Source organism: Actinomyces israelii DSM 43320 (assembly GCF_000711965.1).
GTDB classification, from domain to species: Bacteria; Actinomycetota; Actinomycetes; order Actinomycetales; family Actinomycetaceae; genus Actinomyces; species Actinomyces israelii.
Window position 1 is genome coordinate 103,390 of record NZ_JONS01000006.1, and the last position, 14,344, is coordinate 117,733.

Consider the following 14,344-nt stretch of genomic DNA (forward strand, 5'->3'; position numbering starts at 1 on the left):
CATACCTCAGTGCTCTGAGGTGTTGTACGGTGAATGCAGGTCTGATTTGAAGGGTGCCACGCCACAGCCGTGCGGAGTGCGGCTGCGCTCCCGCACCTTCGTCCACGAAGAAAGCAAGGAACCATGTCCGTCGTTGCCCTGGACGTCGCTACGCGCCGCCCCTCCTCCGCCCGTCTTCGCGCCGTCTCCTCGAAGAGCCCGACCGATGAGGCCCCCACCGTCGCATGGCAGACCGACGCCACCGTCGTCTCGGTCGCCCTGGCGGTGCTGGCCGTTCTCGGCATGTTCACGGTCTTCGCCGCCATCGCCGACTCGAAGCCGGTCGTAGTCGGCTGCGCCGTCGTCTCGGTGGTGGTCTCCGTTGCGACCGCGTTCTGGCAGCTGCGGCGCGCGGGGCTCTGAGACCTGCGAAAAGCTCCGGCGCGGGCGGGTCGCGACACGCGCCCTCCGCCGAGGGCGGCGCCAGGAGGCGCCACCCTCGGCGCGTCTGCGGACTGTCTGCGCCCGCCGCGGGGCGACAGGTTGAGCCGGGCAAGCCCCGACGTTCACGGAGCTTCGTCGCGTGAACGCGCCTTTCTCCCGTCCTTCTGGGGGTAGACCCCAGAAGGACGGGAGAAAGGCGCGTTAGTGCTGCGAGGGTGCGTTCACGTTCCGGCGCGTTCCGGCCCGCTCCGTGCGGGCGCCCGGGCCGCACGCCGGCGCGCAGCCCCACCGCCCGTCCCTCGCAGTCTCCGCCTCCCCTCTTCGCCGGGACCGGTCCGCGGTGACGGTGGGGACGGGCGCCTGGGAAATGTGATCTGGGTCTTGCCAAGAGCGCCGTGGTGAGGTTCAATTGAGATACCTCAGACCTCTGAGGTCTATGGACCGCAGCGCTGCGGCCCGAGCCGAACCTCATGTGGAGGAGCGCGGAATGAAGATCCTCGCGGTGAACGTCAACACCACTCGGACGATGACCCACTCCATCGCCGAGGCGGCGCGCGCCGCCGCCCGGCCGGGCACCGAGATCGTCGAGCTCACGCCGAGCTTCGGGGCGGACTCGGTCGAGGGCAGCTTCGAGTCCTACCTGGCGGCGGTCGGCGTCATGGACGCCGTCGTCACCTATGACGGCGACTTCGACGCCGTCATCCAGGCCGGCTTCGGCGAGCACGGCAAGGAGGGGCTCATGGAGCTCCTCGACGTGCCCGTCGTCGATATCACCGAGGCGGCCGCCCACCTGGCCATGCTCATCGGCCACCGGTTCTCGGTGGTCACCACCCTGGACCGGACCGTTCCCGGGATCGAGGACCGCCTGACGTGCTTCGGGCTGAGCGCGCACTGCGCCTCAGTGCGCTCCTCGGGGCTCGGCGTGCTGGAGCTCGAGGACGCCGGAGCCGCCCGCCGGGCGGTGGCCGCGCAGGCGCGGCAGGCGGTCGAGGCGGACCGCGCCGAGGTCATTGTCCTCGGCTGCGGGGGCATGGCCGGGCTGGACGCCCAGCTGACCGCCGACCTCGGTGTCCCCGTCGTCGAGGGCGTCACCGCCGCGGTCAAGCTCGCCGAGGGCCTGGGCGACCTGCGCCTGAGCACGTCCAAGGTCCGCGCCTTCGCCCCTCCGCGCCCCAAGAGGGTCAGCGGCTGGCCGCTGTCCGCGCGCTGAGCCCCGGCCCCGCCGGCCCTCGTCGAACCCCCACCACCCACCGCCCTCGCCGGAAGGACACTCGTGATCACCAAGGGAATCGTCGTTGCCGTGGGCGGCAACGCACTCATCAAGGACAAGCACCGGATCTCCGTGAAGAGCCAGGGCGCGGCCGTCCTGGAGTCCTCGCAGCGCATTGCCGCGCTCGTCGACGCCGGATACACCCCGGTCGTCACCCACGGCAACGGGCCGCAGGTCGGTTTCCTCCTGCGCCGCGCCGAGCTGGCGGTCGGCGAGCTCCCCCCGCTGCCCCTCGACGTGCTCGGCGCGGACACGCAGGGAGCCACCGGGTACCTGTTCGCCAGGAGCCTGAGGGGCTGTCTCGCCGAGCGGGGCATCGACCGCCAGGTCGTCGCCGTCGTCACCCAGAGCCTTGTCGACCCCGACGACCCCGCCTTCGCCGAGCCCAGCAAGCCGATCGGCTCCTTCATGGACGAGGCCGAGGCCCGCGAGCACGAGCAGAGGGACGGCTGGGTCCTGCGCGAGGACTCCGGGCGCGGGTGGCGGCGGGTCGTCGCATCCCCGCAGCCCCTCGACATCCTCGAGCGTCGCGTCATCGGCTCGCTGGTCGACTCCGGCTGCGTCGTCGTCGCCTGCGGTGGCGGGGGCATCCCGGTGCGTCGCGAGGGCGCCGGCTACGTCGGCGTCGAGGCGGTCATTGATAAGGACTTCGCCTCGGCGCTGCTGGCCAACCAGCTGGGCGTCGAGGACTTCGCCATCTGCACCGCCGTCGACGCCGTCAGCCTCGGCTACAACACCCCCGCGCAGGTCGACCTGCGCGAGCTGACCATCCAGGAGGCGGAGAGGCACCTGGCCGAGGGGCAGTTCGGCAAGGGTTCCATGGCCCCCAAGATCCAGGCGGCCATCAGCTTCCTGCGCAATGGCGGCCGCAGGGTCGTCATCACGTCCCTGGCAAGGCTTCGGGACGCCGTCGACGGCAGGGCCGGCACCGTCATCACCCGCTGATCATCCCCGCGCGCCGGGCGAGGGAGCCCGGTCCTCACCCACAGGAGAACCCATGACCGCACAAACGCAAGGCCGACCGCCGATGGTCCCCGAACCGGCCGCCGGCATCGACCCCCGCCTCATCAATGACGACCTCGCCCCCGCCAGGAGCCGGGACTGGGGATTCTTCTCCCTGTTCGCCATGTGGATGAGCGACATCCACTCCATCGGCGGCTACACCTTCGCCGCGGGCCTGTTCGCCCTCGGGCTCGGCGCCGCGCACGTCTTCGCCTCGCTGAGCATCGGCATCATCATTGTCTTCCTCCTGATGAACCTGGTGGGGTTCGCCGGGCAGAGGACGGGCCTGTGCTACCCGGTGCTCGCCCGCATCACCTTCGGCACGATCGGCTCGAACCTGCCCGCGCTGCTGCGCGGCTTCGTCGCCATCTGCTGGTACGGCATCCAGACGTGGCTGGCCTCCAGGGCCGTCATCGTGCTCGTCGCCGGCCTGTGGCCGGGCGTCGTCGAGATCGGCCGGACCCGCCTCCTCGGGGAGAGCCTGCTCGGCTGGGCGGCGTTCATCCTCATGTGGGCGCTCCAGCTGCTCCTGCTGCGCAAGGGCATGGAGACCATCCGCAAGTTCCAGGACTGGGCCGGCCCGGCGGTGTGGGTCGTCATGCTCATCCTGACCGTCTACGTCCTCAAGCTCGCCGGCTGGCACGTCTCCTTCGACCTCGCCACCGCCCCCTCCCAGTGGGGCACCGCCCACGCGGTCCTGGCCGCCATCTCCCTGACCGTGGCCTACTTCGCCACACTCATGCTCAACTTCTGCGACTTCTCGCGGTTCTCCCCGACCCGCAGGGCGGTGTGGCTGGCGAACCTGTGGGGGCTGCCGGTCAACTTCATCGCCTTCTCGGTCGTCTCCGTGCTCGTCACGGCGGGCTCGATGCAGATCTACGGCGAGTACATCTTCGACCCCGTCGACCTGGTGGCCCGCCTCGACCACCCCGTCGCCATTGTGCTCGGGGCCGTGACCTTCACCGTGGCCACCCTGGGCATCAACGTCGTGGCGAACTTCGTGTCCCCGGCCTACGACCTCGCCAACGCCTGGCCGGAGAAGATCAGCTTCCAGCGCGGCGGCCTCATCTCCGCCTGCATCGCCCTGGTGATGACGCCGTGGAACCTGTTCAACAGCCCCTTCATCATCAACGTGTTCCTCGCCGCCCTCGGCGCCGTCCTCGGACCCCTGTTCGGCATTATCATCGCCGACTACTTCATTCTGCGCAGGCAGCTGGTCCAGGTCTCCGAGCTGTTCAGGGCGCGGGGGGAGCACGCCTTCGACAACGGCTGGAACATGCGCGCCGTGTGGGCCTTCATCATCGCCTCGATCCCCTCGATCCTGGTCGCCGTCGTGCAGGTCGACTTCTGCAGGTTCCTCAGCCCCTTCTCCTGGTTCATCGGGGCCGGGCTCGGCCTGATCGCCCACCTGGCCATCTCGCGCAACGACCCCCATATCGCCCGGGCCCTGGAGAAGGCGGCGGCGGTGGACCTCGACGCCGACCGCGACTCGGTCGCGCGCTGAGCCGCACCCGCGCCACCGCACCACTTCACAGACGACATCACGAGGACGTGAGGAAGCCATGACCGCAGACACCCGCAACACCCGCGAGACCCACCAGCTCGTCCTGCGCGCCCGGCGCGCGGTCCTCCCCGACGGGACGCGCCCGGCCACCGTCGTCGTCGACGACGGGCGCATTACCGCCCTGCTCGGCCCCGGGGCCGACGTCAGCGCCCGCGAGGAGATCGTCGTCCCCGACGACCAGGTCCTCATGCCCGGGCTCGTCGACTCCCACGTGCACGTCAACGAGCCCGGCCGCACCGCCTGGGAGGGCTACGAGAGCGCCACCCGGGCGGCCCTGGCCGGGGGCATCACCACCATCATCGACATGCCGCTGAACTCGAGCCCGCCCACGACGACGGTCGCCGGCCTCGAGGCCAAGGAGGAGGCCGCCCGGGGCCTGCTCTCGGTCGACGTCGGCCTCTGGGGAGGCGCCGTCCCGGGCAATATCGACCAGATGGCGCCCCTGTGGGACCGGGGCGTCTTCGGGTTCAAGTGCTTCACCGCCCACTCGGGCCTCGACGAGTACGGCTACCTCGGCTACGACGGCGTCAGGGAGGTCCTCGCCGAGCTCGCCGCGCTCGACGCCGTGCTCATCGTCCACGCCGAGGACGCCCGCATCCTGGCCGAGGCGCCCCAGGGCATCACCGACCGGTACGCCACCTTCCTGGCCTCCCGGCCCCGCGCCGCGGAGAACACCGCCATCGAGCAGGTCCTCGTCGCCGCACGCGAGACCGGCGCCCGGGTCCACATCCTCCACCTGTCCTCCTCCGAGGCCCTGCCCGCCATCCGCGCCGCCAAGCGCGACGGCGTCAGGGTCACCGTCGAGACCTGCCCGCACTACCTCACCTTCGCCTCCGAGCTCATCCCCGACGGCGCCACCGAGTACAAGTGCTGCCCGCCGCTGCGCGAGGAGGACAACCGCCGGGCCCTGTGGGAGGGCCTGAAGGACGGCACCATCGACCACATCGCCTCCGACCACTCGCCGTGCACCATCGACCTCAAGTGCAAGGACACCGGCGACTTCGGCAGGGCCTGGGGAGGCATCGCCTCCGTCCAGCTCGGGCTGCCGGCGGTGTGGAGCGCCGGCGAAGAGCTCGGCATCGACCTGGGCGACATCGCCCGGTGGTTCGCCGCGAACCCCTGCGCGAGCTTCCGCATCCCCGGCAAGGGCGCCATCGCCGTCGGGAGCGACGCCGACTTCGCCGTGGTCGCTCCCGAGGAGACCTTCGTCGTCGATGTCGAGTCCCTGGAGCACAAGAACAAGATCTCGCCCTACCAGGGGCGCGTCCTGCGCGGCGTCGTCAAGCGGACCGTGCTGCGGGGGCGGACCGTCGACCGCGACTCCAAGGCCGGCCGCATGATCCGCCGCCCCTGACCCGGGCGGCGGCCCTGGGGCCCCGCTCCGGGGCCCCACCCGTCCCGCACCTTCACCACCACCCCATCTCGAAGGAGAGACACCATGTCTGAGTACATGCGCTCGATGAAGGGCCTGGTCGACGCCGTCGACCACGTCGGCAAGGACTTCATCTCGATCACCGACATGACCAACGACCAGCTCTACTCGCTGTTCGAGCTCGGCAAGAACCTGGAGCTGTTCAACCGCTCGAGGGTCGACCTGCTCGGCGACCGGATGCTCGCCCTCATGTTCTTCCAGCCCTCGACCCGCACCCGCATGAGCTTCCAGACCGCCATGGAGCGCCTGGGCGGCCACGTCATCGTCGAGGCCAACCCCAAGGTCACCTCCTCGGTGGCCAAGGAGGAGAGCATCGAGGACACCATGCGCTGCGTCTCGCAGTACGCCAACCTCATGGTCATCCGCCACTACGACGCCGAGGAGGCCCGCCGCGGCGCCCGGGCCGCCGAGTGCCCGGTCATCAACGGCGGCTGGGGACACTGGGAGCACCCCACCCAGGCCCTGCTCGACCTGTACACCATGTGGCGCCGCTTCGGGCGGATCGAGGGCCTCAACGTCGCCGTCGTCTCCCCCGACATGATCGAGGCCCGCACCGGCCACTCCATGGCCGCCGGCCTGGCCCGCTTCGGCGCCAACGTCACCATCTGCTCCGACTCCGACCGCCGCACCCCCGCCGAGGTCAGGGAGCGGATCCTCTCCCACGGCGAGGTCAGCCTCAAGGAGGAGTTCGACTTCGAGCAGGACACCTTCAACGAGTTCATCCGCACCCAGGACCTCATCTACCTGCCCGGCTGCTCCGCACCCGCCGGCGCCAAGGCCGAGGAGTTCAAGACCCTCATGGACCGCTACCTCGTGCGCTACGAGACGCTCCAGGAGGAGGCCGCCAAGGGACACCAGATCTACGTCACGCACACCCTGCCGCGCCGCGCCGGCGAGATGGACCTGCGGATCGACGACACCCCGCACCAGCTCTACTTCCGGGCGATCCTCCAGTCCGTCTCGATCCGCATGGCCCTGGTCACCGCGATCCTCGGCCTGTGAGCGCACCGGCGGCAACCGCATTACAACCCAGCACCGCAAGAGAAAGGACCTGCACCATGCTCGAGATCAAGGCCGGCGGCCTCACCTTCCTGGCCCGCTACGAGGAGGAGACGGCCCCCGCGACCGTCGCCGCCTTCCGGAAGAAGCTCCTGCCGCTGGACTCCAAGATCATCCACGTCCGCTGGTCCGGCCAGGCCGGCTGGATCCCCATGGGCGACCTCGACCTGGGGATCGCGCCCGAGAACGGCACCTGCTACCCGCACCCCGGTGAGCTCGTCATCTACCCCGGCGGCGTCTCTGAGACCGAGCTGCTCATGGCCTACGGCTACGTCAACTTCGCCTCCAAGGCCGGCCAGCTCGCGGGCAACCACTTCGCCACCGTCGTCGAGGGGGCCGAGAACCTCCCCGCCCTCGGAGAGAGGCTCCTGTGGGACGGCGCCCAGGAGATCACGTTCCGAGAGGCCTGACCCGCCACGAGCCGGCTCCGCCTCCCGCCCGGCGGGAGAACCCGCCGGGCGGGAGGCGGAGCCGAGAAGGAGGAAACCATGCTCAATGACCAGGAGCTCGCCGAGCTCGAGGACGTGGCGCGCCAGTGCCGGCGCGACATCGTCCGCATGACCCACAAGGCCGGCAGCGGTCACCCGGGAGGCTCCCTCTCGGCCGTTGACGCGCTCGTCGTCCTCTACCTGCGGCACATGCGCGTGCGGCCCCAGGAGCCGCTGTGGCACGGGCGCGACATGTTCTTCCTGTCCAAGGGGCACTGCACGCCCGCGTACTACGCGGTCATGGCTGCGCGCGGCTACCTCCCCCATGAGGAGCTGCTCACCTTCAGGGCCATGGGCAGCCGGCTCCAGGGCCACCCCTCCAACACCCACCTGCCCGGCGTCGACTCCTCGTCCGGCTCGCTGGGCCAGGGGCTCTCCATCGCCAACGGGGCCGCGCTCGCGGCCCGCTACGAGGGCCTGAACGCGCGCTACTACGTCATGATCGGCGACGGCGAGAGCCAGGAGGGCCAGATCTGGGAGGCGGCCATGACGGCGGCCGCCTGGGGCCTGGACAGCGTCTGCGCCATTGTCGACGTCAATGGCATCCAGCTGGACGGGACCGTGGAGTCCGTCAAGTCCCTGGGCGACCTGCCGGCCAAGTGGCGGGCCTTCGGCTGGAACGTCATCGACGTCGACGGCCACGACCTGCGCGCCGTGGACGACGCGCTCACCGAGGCCTCCCGCACCAGGGGCGCCCCCACCACGATCATCTCCCGCACCGTCAAGGGCAAGGGCGTGTCCTTCATGGAGAACACCGCCAAGTACCACGGGCTCGCCCCCACGGACGAGGAGCTCACCACCGCTCTGGAGGAACTGCGATGACCCAGCGTCACGAGCCCCGGGAGCCCCGCGAGGGCTACGCCCGGGGGCTGGTGGAGATCGGCGTCGAGCACGACGACGTCTTCGTGCTCGACGGCGACTGCGCCAAGGCCAACTACACCGACCGCTTCGGCGAGAGGTTCCCGGACCGGTTCTTCAACCTCGGCATCGCCGAGTGCGACATCGTCGGCACCGCGGCCGGCATGGCCGCCCTGGGACGGGTGCCCTTCGCCAACGCCTACGGCAACTTCCTGACCGGACGCGGCTTCGACCAGGTGCGCGTCTCGGTGGCCTACTCCCGGCGCAACGTCAAGATCGTCGGGCACAACGCCGGCACCACCGCAGCCCAGGAGGGGGCGACCCACCTGCCGCTGGAGGACGTCGCGATCATGCGGGCCATCCCCGAGATGACCGTCGTCGTGCCGTGCGACGCCGTCGAGATGCGCAAGGCCGTCCACGCCGCCCACGCCCTGGACGGGCCCGTGTACCTGCGCGTCGGCAGGCTCCCCGTCCCCGTGGTCACCGATGAGGACACTCCCTTCGAGATCGGCAGGGCGGTCCGGCTGCGCGAGGGCGAGGACGTCACCCTGCTCACGACGGGCTGCATGGCCTCCGAGACCCTCGGCGCTGCCGACCTGCTCGCCGCCGGGGGCGTCGAGGCTGACGTCCTCCACCTGCACACCGTCAAGCCCCTCGACGTCGAGGCGGTCGTCGCCTCGGTGACCAGGACCGGCTGCGCCGTCACCGCCGAGGAGCACTCCGTGCTGGGTGGCCTGGGATCCGCCGTCGCCGAGACCCTGGGCGCCCGTCTGCCCGCCCCCCTGGAGCGGGTCGGCACCAAGGACGTCTTCGGGGTGTCCGAAACCATGGACGAGCTCTTCGACTACTTCGGGCTGCGCGCCGCCGACATCGCCCGGGCGGCGCGCACGGTCCTGGAGCGCCGTGGCTGACCGTCCCACCCGCGCGGCCCGCCGCGCGCACCCGCCGCACACCACCCACCACGCGCACCCGCCGGGCGCGCGGCTACGAGAAGACCGAGGAGACACAGCATGAAAGAGTCACTGCACGACTACATGAAGGTCGGGATCGTCCACTTCATGGCCTACCCCTTCGCCCAGAGCGGCCAGGAGCCGGTCGCGGACGCGGTCGCCGAGATCGTCGAGGACGACTTCTTCGACGCCATCGAGGTCACCCGCATTGACGACGACGCCGAGCGCCGGCGCGTGGCGGACCTCCTGGACAGCGCCGGCGTCGCCGTCGGCTTCGGCGGCCAGCCCTACGTCCTCAAGGGCCGGCTCAACCTCAACTCGCCCGACGAGGAGGAGCGCGCGCACGCCATCGACGTCCTCAAGGGGGGCATCGACCAGGCCTACGAGCTCGGCGCGGGGAAGTTCGGCTTCCTGTCGGGCCCCAGGCCGCCGGCGGGCGAGCGGGACCGGGCGCTGGAGCTCCTGGCCGACTCGATCGTCCAGCTCGGCCGCTACGCCCGCTCCAAGGGGGACCTCGTGCTGTCCCTGGAGACCTTCGACGACTCCACCGACAAGAAGGCCCTCGTCGGCACCAACCGCATGGCCTGCGAGCTCGCCTACGAGGTGCGCAAGGCCATCCCGGACTTCGGCCTCATGGTCGACCTGTCCCACCTGCCGATGCAGGGAGAGACCCCGCACCAGGCGCTGAGCGCTACCCGGGAGTTCATCAACCACGCCCACATTGGCAACTGCGTCATCAGCGACCCGAGCCACCCCGACTACGGGGACCTCCACCCGTACTTCGGCCACCCCCAGGGCGAGAGCAATGTCCCGCAGGTACGCGAGTTCCTCCGCGCCCTGCTCGACATCGGCTACCTGCGCCCCGACGCCCCCGAGCGCAGCATCGTCGCCTTCGAGGTGCAGCCCCGCGGCGGCCAGCGCAGCCGCGCGGTCGTCGCGGACGCCAAGCGCGTGCTGCGGGAGGCCTGGCGGACGCTGTAACACCCGCGGGCGGCCCCGCACGGGGCTGCCCGGCGGCGCACATCCCACCGATTGGAGCAGAGAACCATGACACTCATGAGAGCAGTGGACGCCATCGTCCTCATCCTGGAGAAGGAGGGCGCCACCCAGGCCTTCGGGGTCCCGGGCGCCGCCATCAACCCCCTGTACTCCGCGATGAAGAACCACGGGGGGATCCGGCACGTGCTCGCGCGGCACGTCGAGGGCGCCTCCCACATGGCGGAGGGGTACAGCCGGGCCGGCGCCGGGAACATCGGCGTGTGCATCGGCACCTCGGGCCCCGGCGGGACCGACATGGTCACCGGCATGTACTCCGCCGCCGCCGACTCCGTCCCGATCCTGTGCATTACCGGTCAGGCGAGCGTGCCCATGCTGAGCAAGGAGGAGTTCCAGGGCGTCGACATCTCCTCCATAGCGGCGCCCGTGACGAAGATGGCCGTGACCGTCCTGGAGGCCGCCCAGGTCCCCGGCACCCTCGCCAAGGCCTTCCAGCTCATGCGCTCCGGGCGCCGCGGCCCGGTCCTGATCGACCTGCCCTTCGACGTCCAGGTCGCCCGGATCGACTTCGACATCGACTGCTATGAGCCGCTCCCCGTCGCGGTCCCGGCGATGTCCCGCACCCAGGCCGACCGCGTCCTGGACATGCTCGACGCCGCCGAGCGTCCGCTGCTCATCGCCGGCGGCGGGATCATGAGCGCCGACGCCGCCGGGGACCTCGTCGCCCTGGCGGAGTACCTGGACGTGCCGGTCATCTCCACCCTCATGGGCTGGGGGTCCATCCCCGACGACCACCGGCTCGCCCAGGGCATGGTCGGCATCCAGACCTCCCAGCGCTACGCCAACGCCACCTTCCTGGAGTCCGACCTGGTCATCGGCGTCGGCAACCGCTGGGCCGCCAGGCACACCGGGAGCCTGGACGTCTACCGCAAGGGGCGCCGGTTCGTCCACGTCGATATCGAGCCCACCCAGATCGGGCGCGTCTTCGCCCCCGACCTGTGGTCCGTCTCCGACGCCGGGGTCGCGCTGCGGGTGCTGCTGGAGGCGGCCGAGGAGCGCTACTCCGGCCCCCTGGAGCGGTACGGCTCCTGGGTTGAGGCCTGCAACGAGCGCAGGCGCACCCTGCTGCGCAAGACCCACTTCGACGACGTGCCGCTCAAGCCCCAGCGCGTCTACGAGGAGATGTGCCGGGCCTTCGGGCCGGAGACCCGGTACGTGACCACCATCGGCCTGTCCCAGATCGCGGCGGCGCAGATGCTGCACGTCTTCCGGCCGCGCCACTGGGTCAACGCCGGGCAGGCGGGCCCGCTCGGGTGGACCATACCCGCCGCGATCGGCGCGTGCGTCGCCGACCCGGACACCCCCGTGGTGGCGCTCTCGGGCGACTACGACTTCCAGTTCCTCATCGAGGAGCTGGCCGTGGCCGCGCACTTCCGCATCCCCTACGTCCACGTCGTCGTCAACAACGCCTACCTGGGACTGATCCGCCAGTCCCAGAGGAGCTTCGACATGGACTACCAGGTCCAGCTCTCCTACGAGAACATCAACGCCCCCGAGACCGAGGGCTACGGCGTCGACCACATCGGCGTCGTCAAGGCCCTAGGGTGCCACGCCATCCGCGCGCGCACCCCCGACGAGCTCGGGGACGCGCTGGCGCGGGCCCGCGGCCTCGCCGAGCGGGACCGAGTGCCCGTCGTCGTCGAGGCGATCCTCGAGCGCGTCACCAACATCTCCATGGGCGGCGCGATCGACGCCGTCACCGAGTTCGAGCCGATCGCCGAGGACCCGGCCGTCGACGCCCCGACCGCGGTCGGGCTGTCCGCTTGAGCGGCCGCAGAGCCGCCGGCCGCTTCGCCCGGCGGCTCCGCGGGCCTCAGCGCCTCCGCGCTCCCGCCTCCGCCCCCGCCGGGACGCCGGCGGGGCGGGGCCACCGGGGTACCGCGGCCTCCGACGTCGGAGACCTTGAGGCCGACCGCCGGTGCGGGGAGGCCCGTCGGCTGCCGGCGGGAGCGGCGCACTGCCGATCGCGCGCCCCGGGCGCGGGGCGCCCGTCGTCGTCACGGTGCGGGCCGGTGACGACAGCCGGCCACCGCGACGGCGGTGAGCCGAGCCCTCAGCCAGGCCCGCGCTACCTGACAACGGTGTGAGGAGAAGAAGACATGAAAGCACTGGACGTCCGCCACGACGAGCTGCGCCGCGGCGACACCGCGGGACGATTGTTCAACGACGACCTGGCCCCGGCGCGCGCGAGCGACCGCAGCTGGAACAGCTACTCGCTGTTCTCCCTGTGGATGAACGACGCGCACAACGCCTCGAACTACACATTCGCCGCCGCCCTGTTCATCGGGACGGGGACGCTCATGGGCATGACGCCGCTCGCGATCGTCATCGGGGTGCTCGTCGCCACCGTGATCATCTTCGCGGCGTGCTGCGTCTCGGGGCAGATGGGCTACGAGACCGGCGCGCCGTACCCCGTCATCAGCAGGGTGACCTGGGGCGTGTGGGGCGCGAACTTCCCGGCGATCGTCCGGGGCGTTGTCGCCATCGCCTGGTACGGCATTCAGACCTACCTCGCCTCCATCTCCCTGGAACTGCTCCTCATGCGCATATTCCCGGGCATGCTGACGTGGAGCGCCTCGTTCCTCGGCCTCCGGCTCTCCGGGTGGCTGGCGTTCCTGATCCTGTCGGCCGTCCAGCTGGTCATCGTGTGGCGCGGGATGGAGGCGGTCCGGCACTTCCAGGGGGCCGCGGGCCCCACCATCTGGGCCATTATGATCGGCCTGGGCCTGTGGATGCTCTCCCGGGCCGGATGGCAGTTCCACTGGACGGTCAACGCCGACGGCGTGGCGCCGCCGGCGGGCACGCAGGTCCACCAGGTGCTGGTCACGGTGGGCCTGACGGTCGGCACGCTGGCGACCCTCATGCTCAACTTCTCCGACTTCGCCCGCTACGCGCCGAGCTCGCGCTCCATGGTCATGGGCAACCTGCTCGGCCTGCCGCTGAACTGGACCGCCTTCGCCATGACGTCGGTCCTGTGCTCGGCGGCGGCCATCGAGGTCTACGGAGTGGCCATCCACGACCCGGGCGAGCTGCTGTCCCTGGTCGACAACGACATCGTCTTCTACGTGGTGAGCATCGGGTTCATTGTGGCCACCATCGGGGTGAATATTGTCGCCAACTTCGTCTCGGCGGCCTTCGACCTGTCCAATGTCAACCCCAAGCGGATCTCCTTCCGGGTGGGCGGAATCGTCGCCGTCGTCGCCTCCATTGCGGTCACGCCCTGGAACCTCTACGGGAGCCCCGCGGCCATCACCTACTTCCTGGGCTCGCTGGGGGCGCTCCTGGGCCCCTTCTTCGGGATTCTCGTCATTGACTACTTCTACTTCAAGCGCGCACGCGTCGACCTGCGGGACCTGTACTCGCCGGCGCGCGACGGACGGTACTACTACCACCGCGGAGTCAATATGAATGCGCTGATCGCCTTCATTCCGGCGGCGATCATCGCCCTGTGCATCGCGCTCGTCCCGGTGCCGCTGCTGCAGACCCTGGCCCCGTTCTCCTGGTTCATCGCCGCCCCGCTCGGATCGCTGTGCTACTGGACGGTCATGCGCGTGCGCGGGGTCGAGGAGCGGCTGGTGCCCGTGCCGACCGCCGAGGAGCGGAGCAGGACGGAGGCCGCATAGAGTCCGAATAGATCGTATAGATCATGCGGTCCGTGCGGTCCGTGCGGGCTCCTCGTTCGGGCCGGGCGGCGCGGGTCGCGCCGTGTGGACTCCGAACAGGTCCGGTGCGGGGTGCGACGGCGGCACTGAGCGCGCGGCCGCGGAGGCGCTTGGCGCACGCCGTCGTGCCCTGCGGCCGCCGGCCTGAACCGATCTCGACGCGGAAGTGAACCGATCTCGAGCCGGAGTACGACCGATCTCGGCGGCGGCACACACGACTGCGGCCCGCGGAGCCGGGTTGTCTCTCCCGGCCCGCGGGCCTTTGTCGTCGAGGGGCTCAACTCCGGGTTCCCAAATCCGGAGGAGCGCGCCTCCTTCGCCAGAGCGACCGGTGCCGGGCTCCCTAAGACCCGACTCCGTCTCGGCAGCGAGCCGGTCACCGGGTTCCCCAACCCTCGCGGCCCGCTCCGTCCAGCGGCAGTCACTATGTAACCCGACCCGCCTGGAAACTCACCCCTATGAACCCTGGCAAGTTCCTGTGAACGTCAGATTGTGGTGCTCGTGGGATCCAGCCGGCCCGCACCGACCTGCGCCGGCCCTCGTCTTGACCCTCGCGCTGCGTGAGGGCCCATGCTGTCGG

12 protein-coding genes are annotated in these 14,344 nt (G+C 70.6%); all 12 read left to right on the forward strand.

Annotated elements, in window-relative coordinates; genetic code table 11:
* Positions 1–123 precede the first annotated feature (123 nt).
* The 12 genes from O145_RS04435 to O145_RS04490 all read left to right on the forward strand — a co-directional run bounded on the left by O145_RS04435 (position 124) and on the right by O145_RS04490 (position 13,725).
* Complete coding sequence (locus O145_RS04435; protein ID WP_043560251.1) at positions 124–402, forward strand: hypothetical protein; 279 nt, start codon at positions 124–126, stop codon at positions 400–402.
* 508 nt (positions 403–910) lie between these two features.
* Positions 911–1,633 carry an aspartate/glutamate racemase family protein gene (locus O145_RS04440; protein WP_043560254.1) on the forward strand — a complete coding sequence of 241 codons (723 nt, stop codon included), beginning with the start codon at positions 911–913 and terminating at the stop codon, positions 1,631–1,633.
* A gap of 63 nt (positions 1,634–1,696) precedes the next feature.
* On the forward strand, positions 1,697–2,638 hold the full coding sequence (gene arcC / locus O145_RS04445; protein ID WP_043560256.1) for a carbamate kinase: 942 nt from the start codon (positions 1,697–1,699) through the stop codon (positions 2,636–2,638).
* Between the two features lie 52 nt (positions 2,639–2,690).
* Positions 2,691–4,199 carry an NCS1 family nucleobase:cation symporter-1 gene (locus O145_RS04450; RefSeq protein ID WP_043560257.1) on the forward strand — a complete coding sequence of 503 codons (1,509 nt, stop codon included), beginning with the start codon at positions 2,691–2,693 and terminating at the stop codon, positions 4,197–4,199.
* 58 nt (positions 4,200–4,257) lie between these two features.
* Positions 4,258–5,613, forward strand: a complete 1,356-nt coding sequence (allB, locus tag O145_RS04455) for an allantoinase AllB (protein WP_043560259.1) — start codon at positions 4,258–4,260, stop codon at positions 5,611–5,613.
* A gap of 84 nt (positions 5,614–5,697) precedes the next feature.
* The gene (locus tag O145_RS04460; RefSeq protein WP_043560261.1) at positions 5,698–6,693 is read left to right on the forward strand and encodes an aspartate/ornithine carbamoyltransferase family protein; all 996 of its coding nucleotides are present in this window, start codon (positions 5,698–5,700) and stop codon (positions 6,691–6,693) included.
* Between the two features lie 56 nt (positions 6,694–6,749).
* A complete protein-coding gene (locus tag O145_RS04465) occupies positions 6,750–7,160 on the forward strand; it encodes a DUF3830 family protein (RefSeq protein WP_043560263.1) in 411 nt (136 codons plus the stop codon).
* Positions 7,161–7,238: 78 nt separating this feature from the next.
* Positions 7,239–8,060, forward strand: a complete 822-nt coding sequence (locus O145_RS04470; protein WP_043560265.1) for a transketolase — start codon at positions 7,239–7,241, stop codon at positions 8,058–8,060.
* On the forward strand, positions 8,057–9,007 hold the full coding sequence (locus O145_RS04475) for a transketolase family protein (protein WP_043560267.1): 951 nt from the start codon (positions 8,057–8,059) through the stop codon (positions 9,005–9,007). Before O145_RS04470 ends, O145_RS04475 begins: the two co-directional genes overlap by 4 nt.
* 99 nt (positions 9,008–9,106) lie before the next feature.
* On the forward strand, positions 9,107–10,027 hold the full coding sequence (locus tag O145_RS04480; protein WP_043560269.1) for a sugar phosphate isomerase/epimerase family protein: 921 nt from the start codon (positions 9,107–9,109) through the stop codon (positions 10,025–10,027).
* Positions 10,028–10,093: 66 nt separating this feature from the next.
* On the forward strand, positions 10,094–11,869 hold the full coding sequence (gcl, locus tag O145_RS04485; protein WP_043560271.1) for a glyoxylate carboligase: 1,776 nt from the start codon (positions 10,094–10,096) through the stop codon (positions 11,867–11,869).
* 332 nt (positions 11,870–12,201) lie between these two features.
* Positions 12,202–13,725 (forward strand): NCS1 family nucleobase:cation symporter-1, encoded by a 1,524-nt coding sequence (locus tag O145_RS04490; RefSeq protein WP_052374666.1) that lies wholly within the window; start codon positions 12,202–12,204, stop codon positions 13,723–13,725.
* Positions 13,726–14,344: the final 619 nt, after the last annotated feature.

Excerpts from the sequence above, each read along its gene's own strand:
- O145_RS04440 (WP_043560254.1), top strand. The coding sequence starts at position 911 with ATGAAGATCCTCGCGGTGAACGTCAACACCACTCGGACGATGACCCAC.
- gcl (WP_043560271.1), top strand. The coding sequence starts at position 10,094 with ATGACACTCATGAGAGCAGTGGACGCCATCGTCCTCATCCTGGAGAAG.
- O145_RS04475 (WP_043560267.1), top strand. The coding sequence starts at position 8,057 with ATGACCCAGCGTCACGAGCCCCGGGAGCCCCGCGAGGGCTACGCCCGG.
- O145_RS04435 (WP_043560251.1), top strand. The coding sequence starts at position 124 with ATGTCCGTCGTTGCCCTGGACGTCGCTACGCGCCGCCCCTCCTCCGCC.
- O145_RS04470 (WP_043560265.1), top strand. The coding sequence starts at position 7,239 with ATGCTCAATGACCAGGAGCTCGCCGAGCTCGAGGACGTGGCGCGCCAG.
- O145_RS04450 (WP_043560257.1), top strand. The coding sequence starts at position 2,691 with ATGACCGCACAAACGCAAGGCCGACCGCCGATGGTCCCCGAACCGGCC.
- O145_RS04460 (WP_043560261.1), top strand. The coding sequence starts at position 5,698 with ATGTCTGAGTACATGCGCTCGATGAAGGGCCTGGTCGACGCCGTCGAC.
- O145_RS04480 (WP_043560269.1), top strand. The coding sequence starts at position 9,107 with ATGAAAGAGTCACTGCACGACTACATGAAGGTCGGGATCGTCCACTTC.
- O145_RS04490 (WP_052374666.1), top strand. The coding sequence starts at position 12,202 with ATGAAAGCACTGGACGTCCGCCACGACGAGCTGCGCCGCGGCGACACC.
- O145_RS04465 (WP_043560263.1), top strand. The coding sequence starts at position 6,750 with ATGCTCGAGATCAAGGCCGGCGGCCTCACCTTCCTGGCCCGCTACGAG.
- allB (WP_043560259.1), top strand. The coding sequence starts at position 4,258 with ATGACCGCAGACACCCGCAACACCCGCGAGACCCACCAGCTCGTCCTG.